The sequence below is a fragment of the Gordonibacter sp. An230 genome, from assembly GCF_002159915.1.
Lineage (GTDB): Bacteria > Actinomycetota > Coriobacteriia > Coriobacteriales > Eggerthellaceae > Rubneribacter.
Window position 1 is genome coordinate 1 of record NZ_NFJP01000012.1, and the last position, 15,109, is coordinate 15,109.

A 15,109-nucleotide genomic window follows, 5' to 3' on the forward strand; every position below is an offset into this window, starting at 1 on the left:
GAGCTCCCTGGTCTCCAACGGGTACATGCGGACTCCAATCCGGACACCGGAGTGTCCAACTTTTTGTCCGCACCCCCGATGGCAAAAATATGCGAAAAAAATTGCCATGCTCGGCATCGCGGCCGATGTACGACTTACGGGGTGCTCTAATTCTCCGCGCGCGCCTCTTCGATCTCCTGCGTGCCCTTGTTCAGCAGCGCAATGCCGCCCACCACGAGTGCGATGCCGGCGGCGGTGGCCCAGCCGAAGGGGTCGCCCCAGGCCACGATGCCGATGGCCGCCGTGCCCACCGTGCCCACGCCGCCCCAGATGCCGTAGGCCAGCCCCAGCGGGACCTTTTTCAGCACGATGGTGAACAGGCTGAACGCCAGCGCGTACGCGCAGATGGTGAGCGCGGTGAACAGGGGGTCGGAAAACCCGTGCGACACTTTCATCGACGTGGTGCCGCACAGCTCGGCGGCGATTGAGATGCTCAGCAGCAAGAATGGGTTCGCGCGTTCCAGCAAGTCTTTCAGGTTTCCCATGCCTCACACCCCCAGTTTCAGAAGCACGACGCCCGCGATGATGGCGACGATGCCGAGCGCTTTCTTCGCGTTGAACCCTTCATGCCAAAACGCCGCGCCGATGAGGGCGGTGAGCGCCACGCCCGCGCCTGTCCACACGGCGTACACGAATCCGAGCGGCAGGTCGTTCAAGGTCTGCGCCATCAGGTAGAACGCCACCAGGTACCCGGTGATGATGCCGATGATGGGCTTTTTGTTCTCGAAGCCGTTCGACAGCTTCATCATGGCCTCGGCGAACACCTCCGACACGATGGCGATGCCGAGCAGCACGTACGGCGTCATGGGCCTCCTTCCAGCAAACGATACAGGACGCCTCTGCGCCGTCCGGCCCGGAGGCGTCCCTGGAATGTCGCGAGCAGGTATCCTAAACTATGCCCCAAGGGTAGAGTCAACGGCGGATCGAGGGAAGGCCATGCGAAACGACCTGCTGTCCATCGGCGAAGTGGCGAATCTCAAAGGCGTGAGCGTGAAGGCGCTGCGCTATTACGAGCGCGTGGGCGTGCTGCGCCCCGCCTACGTGAACCCCGAGACGGGGTACCGCTATTACACGATGCGCCAGATGGGCGAGCTGGACGTTATCGTATCGTGCGTGCAGCTGGGCGTTCCCTTGCGCGAACTGTCCGGCTACGTGTCGGATCAAGGCGTCATGGACGTGTCGGCGCTGCTCGATCGGGCGCGCGACTTGGCGGCGAAGAAGCTGCGCGAAACCCAGGTCATCCTCATGACGTTGGACGAGTACCGAGAAGGATCCGCAGCCCAAAACGCATGCAGGTTGCTCCCTGCGCCGTATGAGAGGATCCTTGACGCGCGGACGTTCCTTTCGTCCCCGTGGTCGGAGGACGGCTTCGACGCGAGACGCTATGCGAAAGCTGCGACTGGGCTGTACGTTCGGGCGAGGGAAGTCGGGCTCGTGCCGTTGTTCCTGCAAGGGATGATGTGGCGCGCGGACGGCCAGACGGGGGAGCGCTCGTGGCAGGTGGTGCTCGAGGCGCGCCCGCTTCCCGGCGAGGCGAGCCGCGTTCCGCTTGTCGAACTGCCCGATGGCCGCGTGTATGCGGGGCATCGCATCGAAGGGGAGACGCTTGAGCAATGCTTCCGCGCCGCGTTCGACGAGGCGCGGAAGCCTGTTGGGGACGAAGTGCTGCTGGCGTTCGAGGTGTGGGATGCGGAACTGCGCTTCGGGCGCACGACCCTCGAAGTGCTGCGCGGATAGCCTCGCGGACGTCAGCGCAGGTCGAGGACCGTCGCGCCGACGCTTCCGGCCTCGTCGTCCTTGATGCCCGCAAGCGGCACGCGCGAGCGCAGAAGCGCGATCCAGCCGAGGATGCCGACGCCCATCGACGCCACGATGATGATGCCGATGCCCGTCACGAAGTTCGGCCACGGCAGCACCGCGACGAGCATGCCCACGCAGCCGATGGCCGTGTGGGCGAAGTTGATGAGCGACGAGGCCGCTCCCGTGTCGCCCTCTTGCTGGGACAGCAAGATGTTCGTGCTGTAGGGGCGCACGGCCGCCTCGGCGAGGGCGAACGCGAGAAACGTCAGGCAGAAGAGCGTCGGCGACAGCTCGCCTACGGCCAGCATGACCAGGCCGGACGCAAGCCCGACGCCGAGAAGGATGCCCGTGAAGCGCCGCGCCGACACGAATCGCGAGGCCGCAAGCCACGCGAACGGCCCGAACACCGTCAGCAGCGCCGCGACGGCGAAGTACAGGCTGTACTCCAGCTCGGAAAGCCCGAAAAACGTGATGTAGACATACGATCCCACGGCGATGTAGGCCATGAACGGCAGGTTGTACAACCCCACGATGCCGAGGAACGCCGAGAACCCCTTGTTGCGCGCGACCACGCCGAGCTGCTTCAGGCTGCCCGTCACCGAGCCATCGTAGCGCTCGTCGGCGGGCAGCGTTTCGTCGAATAACAGGGCCAGCGCGCTGCAGACTGCGCCGATGCCGGCGAGCACCCAAAACGTCATGCGCCAGTCGGCCACCTGCAAAACGAGCGCGCCCACCACCGGTGCTAGCACCGGTCCCACCACGAACATCACCTGCACGAGCGACAGCAGCGCCTCGCGCCGCTCGGGCACGACGGCGTCCTTCACCACCGCGGTGGACACCGCGCTCACCGCGCCCGCGCCCAGCGCTTGAAGCACGCGCATCGCGATGAGCATGCCGATGGAGGTCGAGAGTGCGCATGCGGCGCTGGCCAGCGCGTAGGCGAGGATGCCCGCCACGAGCACCGGTTTGCGCCCGTAGCGGTCGCTCACAGGACCGAAAATCAGCAGCCCCACGGCGAAGAACAGGAAGTATCCCACGAGCGTGAGGTTCACCATGGCCTCGGACGTGCCGAAGAACTCGGTCATGTGGGGCACGGCCGGCGTGTACATGTCGAGCGAGAGGGGCGTGACAAGCGCTCCTACGACGAGCAGCACGACAAGCCCGAACGGCCCCAGGCGTCGTTGCGGGCGCGCAAGCCAAGAATGCAGAGCCATATTCCAATCTCCTTGGGAACCAAGATGCCGCGTCATGCGCGGATGGCTGCATAGTGTAGTGGAGCCATTCTCAAAGTGGTGAAGATGCTGTGGTTTATCGCCGAGCGGGCGATGCGGTGTCGGAAGCCTTTCGCCTCTTTGCGCTCGCTTGCGAAGGGCTGATCGCAGCCTCGTTCTCGGCGCTTTTCGCCAGGTCGCGTTGCGAAGGGACGCTTCTTGGGGAAGCGCTCTCTTGGCGAGACGTTTTCCGCACGAGGCCGAGACGGAGCGGGCGTACGCCCTCGGTTTTCGAGTGCGGAAAGGGCCTTTCGCCTCGCCGTCGCAAGGCTTGGGGCCTTGGCTCGGCGGTGATGATCACAGCGGGGGGGGGGGCGAGATGAGCGCAAGGGGGCCGGTACGCTCCGGAGGCCGAAGAACCTCGCTTGCGATGCAACTGCGATGGCGTGCCCCTCCGCATTTTTCGTTCAGCCGAGACGCGACGCAAAGAGAACGTCGAGCGGCTGGGTTGTGCGTCGCGACTCCCTTTCCGTGCTCGCGCCCCGTCGTTTCGCGGATGCGAGAGGCGTTTCGGCCCCTCCCTTCTGTCGCTTTCGTCGAAAAAGCGACACTTCGCCGGAAACGCTCGTGCGCTTTAGCCTATTGGAGTACAATGAGCGAACGCGTCACATAGGAAACCGCACGTCAGGGGCCAGCGAGAAGGGACGGATCAATGGCAGACATCACGGAAGTCGACTACATCTGGAAAAACGGCGAACTCATCCCGTGGGCAGAGGCCACCACGCATGTGTTGTCCCACTCGCTGCATTACGGTTCCGGCGTCTTCGAGGGCATTCGCTGCTATCAGAACCCAACGACGAAGAAAAGCTACGTCTTCCGCTTGCGCGATCACATGGAGCGCCTTCATCGCAGCTGCAAGATCGCCTGCATCGATCTGCCTTACACGGTGGACGAGTTGTGCGAAGCCACGGTGGAGGTCATCCGTGCGAACAAGCTGCCGTCGTGCTACATTCGTCCCATCGTGTACCGCGGTTACGGCGTGATGGGCGTCGACCCCACGGGCGCGCCGACGGACGTGGCCATCGCCGTGTGGCCGTGGGACTCGTATCTGGGGGCCGATGCGCTTGAGAGGGGCGTGTCCGTGGGCGTGTCATCGTGGCGCCAGCGCACGAACAACTCCATTCCTCCCGCGGTGAAGGCCACGGCGTCGTATATGAACTCCATCTTGGCGAAGCTCGAGGCCAAGGAGCACGGCTATGCCGAGGCCATCATGCTCAACGAGCAGGGCCTTGTGTGCGAGGGCACCGGGGAGAACCTGTTCGTCGTGCGCGACGGCGTGCTGTCCACGCCGCCTTTGTCCGACGGCCTTTTGGAGGGCATCACGCGCGACACGGTGCTGTGCCTGGCCGACGATCTGGAGATTCCCGCGATCGAGGAGAGCTTGACGCGCGCCGACCTCTACATCGCCGACGAGGTGTTCATGACCGGCTCGGCTGCCGAGCTCACGCCCATCGGCAGTGTGGACGGCCGCGAGATCGGCAAACCCGGCGAGGTCACCCGCGCGCTGCAAGAGCGCTTCTTCGACGTGGCGTACGGCAACATCGACGAGTACCTGGAATGGCTGACTGAAGTTCCGACGGCGTAACAGCCGTCGGGACCCGCTGACGCTTGGAGATTCCACCGTTCTGTCGAACGACGGAGCCCGCCGACGCTGCGGGGCGCCGAGGCACGCCGCCTTCGCGCGATCCCGCAGGCTCGCGTACCGAAGTACGCGTCGCCTGCGCGATCCCACGAATTCGACGCACCTCGGCGCCCCTCGCTGACACACTGCGCCAACCTGCGCGGTTGTTTTCGCGCTCCGCGCGAATCGTCCAACTGGCGCGCTTTTCGCTGCCGCCCTCTCACCGAAGCAAAGGAGCATTCGTGGATCGCATCCTCACCTACGACAGCACGTTGCGCGACGGAGAGCAGTGCGAGGGCATCACGCTGTCGCTTGAGGACAAGCTGCGCATCGTCGAGCGACTCGATGCGTTCGGCATCGACTTCATCGAGGGCGGCTTTCCCGCGTCGAACCCGAAGGACATCGCGTTTTTCCAGCGCGTGCAGGCCATGCCGCTTCGGCATGCGCGCATCGCGGCGTTCGGCTCCACGTGCAAGAAGGGCGTGGCGGCCGAGGAGGACCAGGGCCTTGCGGATCTCGTCGCCAGCGGGGCGCCGGTGGCCACCATCGTGGGAAAGACGTGGGACGCGCAGGTCACGCGCGCGCTTCTCACCACGCTCGACGAGAACCTGCGCATGATCCGCGACTCGGTGTCCTTTCTCAAACGCCAAGGGCTGACGGTGGTGTTCGACGCCGAGCACTTCTTCGACGGCTACAAGGCCAACCCCGACTACGCGCTTTCCTGCGTGCGCGCGGCCAGCGAAGCCGGTGCCGACTCCATCGACTTGTGCGAGACGAACGGCGGCGCGCTGCCGTTCGAGGTGGGCGAGATCGCAGCCGCCGTGGCCGCCGCGCTGCCGGGTCAGCAGCTGGGCATCCACTGCCACAACGATTCGGGGTGCGCCGTGGCGAACACGCTGGCGGCCGTGCGCGCCGGGGTGACCCAGGTGCAGGGCACGGTGAACGGTTTCGGCGAGCGCGTGGGCAACACCGACCTGCTCACCGTCATCGCCGACCTCGAATTGAAGATGGGGCGCGTCACCGTCGGGCCTGAGAACCTGCGCGAGCTGACGAGCGTGTCCCAGTTCGTAGCAGAGGCGTGCAACGTGTCGGTGCCGGCGCACCATCCGTACACGGGCGCGTCGGCGTTCGCCCACAAGGGCGGCTTGCACGCTAGCGCCATCGCGCGCTTCCCCGAGGCGTACGAGCACACGCCCCCGGAAAGCGTGGGCAACACGCAGCGCATGCTGGTGAGCGAACTGGCCGGCAAGGCGTCGCTTGTGGCGAAGGCGCGCGGCCTCGGCGTCGATTTGAGCGCGCACGCCGAGAAGGTTCAGGCCATCCTCGATAACATCAAGGAGCGCGAAGCGGCCGGATACTCCTACGAGACGGCAGACGGCTCGCTCGCGCTGCTGCTCAAGCGCCACCTGGGCGCGTATCGGCCGCACTTCACGCTGGAGAGCTTCCGCGTCATCGTGGACGACCGCGAGGACACCGGCGCGCTTGCGAAGGACGCCATGAGCGAGGCCACCATCAAGATCCACGTGGGCGGCGAGCGCTTCGTGGCGACAGGGGAGGGCGCGGGCCCCGTCGGCGCGCTCGACACCGCGCTGCGCATGGCCATCGGCGCGTTCTATCCCCAGGTGGCCGACATGGAGTTGGTGGACTACAAGGTGCGCATCCTCGACGAGAACGTGGGCACCGACGCCATCACGCGCGTCGTCATCACCACGCGCGACGGCCGCGACAGCTGGGGCACCGTGGGCGTGTCCGAGAACATCATCGAGGCGTCGTGGAACGCGCTGGTGGATTCCATCGAGTACGGGCTTATGAGGATCGAGGAGGGGTGCCGATGAGCGAGTTGCGCACGTCCGAAGTGGAGGACCTTCTGCGGGTGCTGGCCGCGCTCGACGACGAGGATGTGATCTTCTCGCTGCTGGAGGACTTGTTCACCATCCGCGAGATCAAAGAGACGTCGCAGCGGTTGGCCGTGGCGCGCCAGCTGGATGCCGGCAAGTCCTACGCGGCCATCGAGGAGGCCACGGGCGCGTCGGCCACCACCATCGCCCGCGTGTCGAAGTGCCTCTCCTATGGCGCCGGCGGCTACAACGCCGCCCTCAACGTGCTCGACGATGCGGGCGCGCCGCGCTGCTGAACTGGTTGTTCCTCCAGAAAGGTCGCCGAGTTGGCCGTCCCTGCCGGGCCGGCCATTCGCCCCGGCCCCTCTACCGAGCCAACTGCTGCGATTCCGCTTCTTGCTCCCTCCTCGTTGTCGCTCGGATCGGTCGATTTTCACGGCTAAACCGCTCGCTCCGAGCGACAACGCCCTCCGTCGCTTCGCCCCGACGACGCAAAGGGAAGGGGCGTGTTTTGCAGGGCCGTTTTCATTCGTACTGATCCTGCAAAACACGGCGCGATCGGGCGAACTTGATCCAGAAACAAGCTATTCACCTGGTAATACGAACGAAGCATGAAGATGTGCCAGGGTTTTGGCGGGCTGTTGCGTGTTCGTGATATAGTCGTGGTGCGATTGCAACCGAACGGTCGCAAGAACGCAAGGAGGTATCGCACATGACACAATCTGCGCGCGGCGTGGATCGCCGCACGTTTCTTCTGGGGGCAGCCGCACTTGGCGCAGCAGCGGTGCTGCGGCCAGGGCTTGCCTTCGCCGATCCCACGTCTGCCGACAAGATGGCCGAGGCCGAGGCCGTTCGCGCACGCATCTTGGCGATGCAGGACGAGTTGGAAGTGGTGTCGGACTCCTATTACAAGGCGCTCGACGAGCACGAGGCCGCCGTCCAGGCGGTCGCCGACGCGCAGCTTCGCATCGACGAGGCCAATGCGAAGATCGCCGATCTGCAGGAGCGGTTGGGCGAGCGGGCGCGCGGCATGTACCGCACGGGCCAGTCCACGCTGCTCGATTTCGTGCTGGGCGCCACGTCGTTCGAGGAGTTCGTCACGAACTGGGACCTGCTCAAGAACATCAACGACAACGATGCCGCCATGGTGCAGGAAACCAAGGACCTGCGCGCCGAAGTGGAGGCTGCGAAAGTCGAGCTTGAGGAGCAGGAGCGCATCGCCGCCGAGAAGGCTGACGAGGCGGCGCGCGTCAAGCAGGAGGCCGAAGCCACCATTGCGTCGCTCGAAGAGCTGGTGGCGCAGCTTGACGCCGAGGCGCAGCAACTGCTCGAGCAGGAGCAGGAGGCTGAGCGCGCAGCCGCGGCGGCTGCAGCCGAAGCCGAGGCCCGCCGCACGTACGCGTACAGTTCGGGATCGGCGGTGTCGAGCATTCCGTCGCAAGGCTCCGTGGTGGATTACGCGCTCTCGCGCATTGGCTGCCCGTACGTGTGGGGTGCGGAGGGCCCCGACGCCTTCGACTGCTCGGGTTTGGTGACGTGGGCGTATCGGCAGGTGGGAATCTCGGTGCCGCACCAGACCGAGGCGCAGTACTATGCCGCCGCCGCACGGGTGCCCGTCTCGGAGGCGCGCCCGGGCGACGTGCTGTGGATCAGCTACGGCGACGGCTACAACGGGCACGTGGGCATCGCTTGCAACGAGGGCGGCACGCATTACGTCCACGCGCCGACGTTCGGCGCCTTCGTGCGCGACACCGACCCCCTCAGCTGGGCCGGCTTCACCCACGCGCTTCGCTTCGCCTAGCCGTGCGCCGCGTTCGCCGTATTCGCCGCGTCGGACGATCGTCCGACGCGGTATCATGCTGCGTGCATGTTTGAATCGAGTCTCGGGCGAAGGAGACGCTATGACCATCTTGTTCGTGAACGCCTGTCTGCGTGGCGAGGACTCGCGCACGCTCGTCCTGTGTCGGGAATACCTGGCCTCGCGCGGCGACGACGTTGCGGAGGTGAACCTGGCGAGCCTCGATCTGCGTCCCTTCGATGCCGAGATGGTGGCGCGCCGCACGGCTCAGCAGACCGCTGGCGCATGGGACGACCCCTTGTTCGCGTTGTCGCGCCAATTCGCGGAGGCCGAGGACATCGTCATCGGCGCGCCGTACTGGGATCTGTCGTTTCCGGCGGCGCTCAAGGTGTACTTCGAGCATGTGAGCGTGTGCGACCTCACGTTCCACTACACCGAGGACGCTCGGTGCGAGGGCATCTGCCGCGCGCGCCGCATCACGTACATCACGACGTGCGGCGGCTTCGTGGAAGGGGCGAACTTCGGCTACGAGTACGTGTGCGGCATCGCGAAGATGTTCGGTATCCCCGAGACGAGGTTCGTGGCGGCCGAGGGCCTCGACATCGTGGGGGTCGACGTCGAAGCACAGCTGGACAAGGCGCGCGCTCAGTTGGCGCGGCTCGACTAAGACGACAGGGGATGGCATGAAACGGCTGCTCGTGGTGGTGGACTTCCAGAACGATTTCGTGGACGGGGCGCTGGGCTTCTCGGGAGCGGAGCGCCTCGAAGGGCCCATCGCGGAGAAGATCCGCGCATATTACGATGCGTACGACGAGGTGGTGTTCACCTTCGACACTCACAGGCGCGATTACCTGAATACGCAGGAGGGGCGCAACCTGCCCGTTGAGCATTGCATCGACGGCACGCCCGGTCATGACCTGCACGGATCGGTTGCGGGGTTGCTCGACCGCGCGACGGCGGTGTTCGACAAGCCCACGTTCGGTTCGGAAGGGCTGTTCGACTGGCTGCGTACGGCCCAGAAGGCCGCCGAAGAGCTGGGCCGCGCGCCGTTTGAGAGCATCGAGCTCGTGGGGCTCGTGTCGAACATCTGCGTGATCGCGAACGCCGTCCTGGCGAAGACGGCGTGTCCCGAGGTGCCCGTCATCGTGGACGCCGCGTGCACGGCTTCGTTCGACCCCTCCCTCAACGAGAAGGCCCTCGATGTGATGGAGGGCCTGCAGATCCAGGTGATCAATCGACGTTAGGCGCATGCTCGACGGTCCTGTTGCGTCGCGAGATGCGACAGGACCGTCGTCGGGCGCATGCGATCCGGACGAAACGATGCAGGCCGCATGCGCCCGAAAAGGACCAACGCAGAGAGGTGCGTTTAGGAAATCGCTTCCACGTCGGCTTCAGTGACGGGGTGGGCAGACTCGAGGTTGCCGCCTGTTGCGGCTTGGATTCCGCAGATACGGCCCGTCATGATGCAATGACCGGCTGACATGCCTCCTTGATACATGGACCAGTCGGGGCTGCCGCACAACTGTCCGGCGCTGAACCCCGTCACCCAGAGGTTGGGGATGACCGTGCCGTCGGTGCGCAGCGCCTGATAATTCTCGTTGACGGTGACGCCGGCGCACAGAGCCGACACGCGCACATGCTTGTGGATGCCCCAAAACGGCGCCTTTTCGATCTTTTTCAGGTACTTGGCCTGCTTGCCGAAGTCCGCATCGAACCCGGCTTCACACAACTCGTTGTATCGTTCGACCGATTTTTTGAGTGCGTCGGCGGGGATGCCCAACTTGTCTGCCAGCTCGTCCAAAGTGTCGCAGCAGTGCGTGTCGATGAAGCCTTCGAGGACGTTCGCGCCGCTTTCAGCCGAGCGGTCCATTTCCACATCGGGCATGTACACGCGGATGGCCTCCTGGTCGGTGGGCTTGCCGCCCCACTCGGTGACCTGGGCGACGTAGTCGTCGTCGAAGATCTGCGAGTACCAACCGGGTTTTGGCTGGTTGCGCAGCACGCAGTTCACCTCTTCGAATACGCAGTCCTCGTTCATGAAGCGCTCGCCGTTCTCGTTGACTGCCAAAAACGGCTCGTTGTACATGGGGCCGGAGTCAAAGTCGTGCATCATGTGGGCGTGTCCGACGGGAACGAGGCCTGCGCCAATGGCCATGGACATGAGGATGCCGTCTCCGGTCTTGTTGCTCTGCTTGCGGTCGAACTCCTTCACGTCGGGGCAGTAGCGCTCCACGAGGCTTTGGTTGTTCTGGTAGTCGCCGGTGGAGAGGACGACGCCCTTCGTGGCGTTGAACTTGATGTACGAGGAGCCGTTCTTGCCGACGACCCCCGTCGCCGCTCCGTTTTCGTCGGTGATTAGCTGTACGCCCGGGGTGGAGTAAAAGAATTCGACGCCCTTGCTTGCGGCCAACTCGGCCAAATGCTCCACCATCGTGCCGTTGTTGTACGGCTTCGGCCCGAACATGATGCTGCGGCGGGCGCACTTCGAGCCGTCGTCGTATTCGGTCACGGCCGTGGGGCGCACCGTGTAGGGAGGGAAGCCCGCTTCGGCGGTGCGCACCTGCGTCCAGCGGATGGCCTCGCCTGAGTACTTGCAGTACGTTTCGGCGAGTTTGCGGTCGGCGCGCCAGCGGCAATCTTCCAGATAGCCTTGCAGATAGTTCATCACGCCTTGCTCGTCGCTTTGGTCGAGCAGCACGCCTGTGCACGTGCCTCCTTGCGCGATGGGCTTCGATTCCTTTTGGAGTACGGCGACGCTCGCTCCCTCCTCGAGCGCTGACAGTGCGGCCGGCACGCCGCCTGTGCCTGCGCCGACCACCACCACGTCGTAAGTCTTTTCTTCGGCGAACTCGGTGATGGGAGCCAGTTCGACAGGCGATTCTTCGAAATCGCTGGCCTGAAGTCCTGCGGGGTAGGCGGCTTCGTCGGTTTGCGCGGGGCTGTCGGGCGCAGATGGCGCGCACCCGGCCAATCCCGCTCCTGTGGCCACGATGCCGGTGGCAAACGCTCCCTTGAGGAAGTCTCGGCGGTTCAGTTCCATATCCCTCTCCTTTTCTGTCGGTGTGCCGTCTTGAGCAAAGGGCATCCGTTTTGCGCGGTTCTGCCCTGCCCGCCCTTCGAAAACCTATCAGGATCGGCTCGTCCGCTCTTCCTACAAACGGTATGAACTTGCTGATGGACGTGCGATTCATCCCGGTTTTCTGATATAAACGTGTCTTGGGGAAGGAGCGGAGATGCTGCGTTCTGTTCATCGGTTTTTTCGGGAAACTCCCGGTGTCGTTCTCGCCATCGTGGGGCTTGCGTGCGCGTTCATGGTGCTGGAGATCCAGCGCATGCCGGTGGCGCGTTTCGTGAGCTTCTCCATGTTCGCCCCGCTGCCGTACATCGTGGAAGCGACGGTGATGCTGGCGATTGTCGCTTGGCAATGGGCGCGGCCCGCGTTGCGCCTGGGGGACAGCCGTGCGGTGCGGACGATCGTGGCGCTTTTGGTGCTGGCTTCCACGGGATTGCTTCTTTATGCGCCGCTGGAGGACGATGGCGTGACGCTCGGCGTGCTCATGACGTATCGAGCGAGCACCGGCATGCTCGTGGTGCTCTGGGGCGAACGGCTCGTTTCGCTGGGCGCCCGTCGCGCTGGGTTTGCGGTCGCGCTTTCCTGCATGCTGTCGGGCGCAGCGACTTCGGGTTTGGCGTTTTTCTCAAGTGGGGTGGCTCGTGCGTTGCTGGGCATGTTGCCCTTGCTTGCCGGAGGGCTTTTTGTTGCGTATCGGCCTCGGGTTGTCGAAGAGGGGGCGAAAAGCGGTGCGGACGCGGATGGGTTGCGGCGATCGCTTCCGCGGTTTGCATGTTCGTCAACGAAAGACCGCGCAGTCGCTGTCGGCCTGGTGACTCTGCCTTTGGTGTGCCGCGGGCCCATGGTGATGTCCCAGTCGTCGTGGATGGGGTTGCAAGGGGATGCCGCCATGTCCTCTCTCATCCAGGCTTCCATAGGGTGCGGGATCGTTTTGGCGGGGTTGATCGCGTTGTTGGTGGTCAGACACGTGTGGAGCCAGAGCTTTGTTTTGGTGTACGAGCTGTTCGTGCTTCCGGTGACGTTCGTGTCGTTCTACACAGCGCAAACTTCGGACGACCTGTGGTTTCTGCACATGCTCATCGTGGATTCCACGTACAAGGTCACCCTGTTCTACATCATGATGACTCCGTTTCTGTTTCCCGAAAGGCCTCGCGGGAGCAGCGCCTCGGTGTATCTCCTCGCCTCCTTTGCGTTCATGATTGCGATGCGGGCTTTGTTCGTTGGCCTTGAGGGGGCTCTTCAGAAATCTGCGTATGCGGCCCTGACTGCTGTTGTGGTACTTGCGTCGTTTGTTGGCGGGGGTCTTTTGTCCTTCATGATTCTGCAGCGGCAGTCGGGACGACGCGAGGCCGTGCGCGCTGCGGCGGCCGAGGCGATGCGGGCCAGCCTCGAAAAGCGCTGCAAAACAGTGGCCGACCGATTCGACTGCACGCCTCGCGAGCGGGAGATTCTCGTTCTGCTCGCGCAAAACTATCGTGCGCCCTACATAGCCGAAAAGCTGGTCGTGAGCCAATCGACGGTGAAGACGCACATGCGCAACCTCTACGGCAAGCTCGGCGTGCACTCGCAAGCCGAGCTGCTTTTGCGGTTGGAAGAAGAGGCCGAGAACATCACGGCAGATTAAGGATTCACATGCGCTTGACGGCTCCTCCTTGCGCTGCGCGAGCGTCGTGCGTCGGAGCGGCTAGCGGCGGCGGGCGAAGGTTTCGAGCACGAGCTGGGCGCGGGTGCCGATGGGGGTTCGGTTCTCGGCGAGGAAGCGGGGGACGTCCTCGATGGCCAGAAGGAACGGCTCGATGAACTCGTTGGGTTCGGGCTGCGCGGTGGACACCCGTTCCACCTGGGCGAATACGACATGCACCGTTTCGTCGGTGAGGCCGGTGGACGAGTAGCCCGCCTGCGGCAGCGGTTCAAGCGCTGGTGCGTTCGCGCAGTCGGCTTCCGCGCGCAGGGCGTAGCCCGTCTCCTCGCGCAGCTCGCGATCGACGCAAGCGGCCAAGCTTTCGCCCGGTTCTTTGAGCCCGGCGGGAAACGCGATGCACCAGCTGTTGAGAGGGTACCGAAACTCGCGAATGAGCAGCAGGTTTCCGTCAGGCGTCTGCGGCACGATGCAGACGGCGTCCGCGATGGGCCGCTCTCCGCGCGCGTTTCCTTCGAGTTCGGCACGGTAGGCGTCGATGCTCTTGCGCGAGGCGCTTTCGTACTCGTATGTCGAACCGTCGGGCATGGCGTAGGCGAGGACGTACTTCTTGATCCATCCGTCGGACACCTGGCGAATGCCGACGAGCCGGGGAATGGCGGTTTCTGACGTGTTGGATGTGCGAGGCATGTTGGCTCCTGTTCTCAAGCGGGGGGCGGTGCGGCGTTGAGGGCGGGCGGGGACGGATGCCGTCCTATCGGAAATCGAGCACGTCGCCGACGTTCGCGGCGATGCAGAGATCGGCGTGGCGGTCGCGCGGCGTGGGCGTGCGGTTGACGATGACGAGGCGGCTTCCTTGGAAGACATCGATGAGCCCGGCGGCCGGGTAGACCGAAAGCGACGTCCCCGCGATCACGAGCAGATCGGCCTGCGCGATTGCGGTTATCGCCTCGTGAAGCGTGCGCTCGTCGAGGGGTTCTTCGTACAGCACGACTGCGGGCTTCACGATGCGCCCGCATGCGGGGCAACGCGGCACGCCGTCGGGGTTCGCGGCGCGCAGGTCGAGCAGCCGTTCGACCGAGTAGGGAGCGCCGCAGCCCATGCAGGCGTTGCGCAGCACGCTGCCGTGCAGTTCAAGCACGTTTCGACTGCCGGCTTTTTGGTGGAGCCCGTCGATGTTCTGGGTGATCACGGCGCGCAGCGTGCCGTCGTGTTCGAGTTCGGCGAGTGCGCGGTGCGCGCGGTTCGGCTCGGCATCGAGCGCGAGCATGCGTTCGCAGTAGAAGTCGAAGAACTCGCTAGGGTGCGCGTCGAAGAAGCTGCGGCTGACCATCTGTTCGGGCGGGTACCGATGCTTTTGCGCGTAGAGGCCGTCCGGGCTGCGGAAGTCGGGGATGCCGCTTTCGGTGGACACGCCCGCGCCGCCGAAGAACACCATGCCGCCGGGAGGGGTGTCGGCTATCCATGCGCGAAGCGTTTCCGCTGCGCGTCTCGTCGCATCGTCCATGCTCCTCCTTTCGCGTTCGGCTCGTCTGCGCCATCATACAGCAGGAACAGATGTTTCACGTGAAACATCCGACGAGGGGCGTGCGCGCACATGCGAGCGATTGGTGGGACGGGCATTCGCGCCGCAGGGCGCATGCGCGAAGGCGCGCGATGGCGGTGGGCGTGGCAACGACGGTGAGTGCGGCACGCTCAGGCGGGGATGGCAAGCGGCACGCTGGGCGCGCCGCGCGCGGGCGGGTGACGAAAGGCGCGGGTGCGACGTGCCCGCACGGGCGACGGGCGTGCGAACCCTCTTGAGTGGGCTGCTTGAGGTGTGACGTGCTTGGACGGCAGAGTGGAAGGGGCCCCATGGCGCACCGGGATGTTTGCACCGGACGAAGAGGAAAGGAATGCGGCGCGCAGCCTTGCAGGTGTGCGATGGCAGGCGGCCACGCGGTTCGTCTTGCGCGGCGCTTGGCAGCCGCATTTCGGAAGCGCGGCCGGTGCGCGATAGGCGTGCGATCGACGTGCGACCAGCGTGCGAC

14 protein-coding genes are annotated in these 15,109 nt (G+C 64.8%); 8 read left to right on the forward strand and 6 right to left on the reverse strand.

Annotated elements, in window-relative coordinates:
- Positions 1-146 precede the first annotated feature (146 nt).
- Positions 147-524, reverse strand: coding sequence for a DMT family transporter (locus B5F40_RS07825; protein ID WP_087193786.1), 378 nt, complete (start codon positions 522-524; stop codon positions 147-149).
- Positions 525-527: 3 nt separating this feature from the next.
- Positions 528-845, reverse strand: coding sequence for a DMT family transporter (locus tag B5F40_RS07830; protein ID WP_087193787.1), 318 nt, complete (start codon positions 843-845; stop codon positions 528-530).
- Between the two features lie 130 nt (positions 846-975).
- On the opposite strand from B5F40_RS07830, the gene B5F40_RS07835 reads away from it, so the two are divergent.
- A complete protein-coding gene (locus tag B5F40_RS07835) occupies positions 976-1,776 on the forward strand; it encodes a MerR family transcriptional regulator (RefSeq protein WP_162610925.1) in 801 nt (266 codons plus the stop codon).
- An 11-nt stretch (positions 1,777-1,787) separates the two neighbouring features.
- Here the strand turns inward: B5F40_RS07835 and B5F40_RS07840 are convergent, their stop codons facing one another.
- On the reverse strand, positions 1,788-3,053 hold the full coding sequence (locus B5F40_RS07840) for a Bcr/CflA family efflux MFS transporter (protein WP_087193789.1): 1,266 nt from the start codon (positions 3,051-3,053) through the stop codon (positions 1,788-1,790).
- Between the two features lie 709 nt (positions 3,054-3,762).
- On the opposite strand from B5F40_RS07840, the gene B5F40_RS07845 reads away from it, so the two are divergent.
- From B5F40_RS07845 to B5F40_RS07870, 6 genes are all read left to right on the forward strand, one after another.
- A complete protein-coding gene (locus tag B5F40_RS07845; protein ID WP_087193790.1) occupies positions 3,763-4,695 on the forward strand; it encodes a branched-chain amino acid transaminase in 933 nt (310 codons plus the stop codon).
- 278 nt (positions 4,696-4,973) lie between these two features.
- Positions 4,974-6,566 carry a citramalate synthase gene (gene cimA, locus B5F40_RS07850; protein ID WP_087193791.1) on the forward strand — a complete coding sequence of 531 codons (1,593 nt, stop codon included), beginning with the start codon at positions 4,974-4,976 and terminating at the stop codon, positions 6,564-6,566.
- Positions 6,563-6,865, forward strand: coding sequence for a YerC/YecD family TrpR-related protein (locus B5F40_RS07855; RefSeq protein WP_087193792.1), 303 nt, complete (start codon positions 6,563-6,565; stop codon positions 6,863-6,865). Before cimA ends, B5F40_RS07855 begins: the two co-directional genes overlap by 4 nt.
- Before the next feature lie 416 nt (positions 6,866-7,281).
- A complete protein-coding gene (locus B5F40_RS07860) occupies positions 7,282-8,370 on the forward strand; it encodes a C40 family peptidase (protein WP_087193793.1) in 1,089 nt (362 codons plus the stop codon).
- 100 nt (positions 8,371-8,470) lie between these two features.
- Positions 8,471-9,034: an NAD(P)H-dependent oxidoreductase gene (locus tag B5F40_RS07865; RefSeq protein ID WP_087193794.1), complete on the forward strand. Its 564-nt coding sequence runs from the start codon at positions 8,471-8,473 to the stop codon at positions 9,032-9,034.
- 16 nt (positions 9,035-9,050) lie between these two features.
- Positions 9,051-9,611 (forward strand): cysteine hydrolase family protein, encoded by a 561-nt coding sequence (locus B5F40_RS07870; RefSeq protein ID WP_087193795.1) that lies wholly within the window; start codon positions 9,051-9,053, stop codon positions 9,609-9,611.
- Between the two features lie 122 nt (positions 9,612-9,733).
- On the opposite strand, the gene B5F40_RS07875 is transcribed toward B5F40_RS07870, so the two are convergent.
- The gene (locus tag B5F40_RS07875; protein ID WP_087193796.1) at positions 9,734-11,407 is read right to left on the reverse strand and encodes an FAD-dependent oxidoreductase; all 1,674 of its coding nucleotides are present in this window, start codon (positions 11,405-11,407) and stop codon (positions 9,734-9,736) included.
- A 193-nt stretch (positions 11,408-11,600) separates the two neighbouring features.
- Between B5F40_RS07875 and B5F40_RS07880 the strand changes: the two genes are divergently transcribed.
- Positions 11,601-13,064 (forward strand): LuxR C-terminal-related transcriptional regulator, encoded by a 1,464-nt coding sequence (locus tag B5F40_RS07880; RefSeq protein ID WP_087193797.1) that lies wholly within the window; start codon positions 11,601-11,603, stop codon positions 13,062-13,064.
- Positions 13,065-13,124: 60 nt separating this feature from the next.
- Here B5F40_RS07880 and B5F40_RS07885 read toward each other — a convergent pair whose 3' ends face one another.
- Both B5F40_RS07885 and B5F40_RS07890 read right to left on the reverse strand, forming a co-directional pair.
- The gene (locus tag B5F40_RS07885) at positions 13,125-13,769 is read right to left on the reverse strand and encodes an NUDIX hydrolase (RefSeq protein ID WP_087193798.1); all 645 of its coding nucleotides are present in this window, start codon (positions 13,767-13,769) and stop codon (positions 13,125-13,127) included.
- 64 nt (positions 13,770-13,833) lie between these two features.
- Positions 13,834-14,586 carry an NAD-dependent protein deacylase gene (locus B5F40_RS07890; RefSeq protein ID WP_087193799.1) on the reverse strand — a complete coding sequence of 251 codons (753 nt, stop codon included), beginning with the start codon at positions 14,584-14,586 and terminating at the stop codon, positions 13,834-13,836.
- Positions 14,587-15,109: the final 523 nt, after the last annotated feature.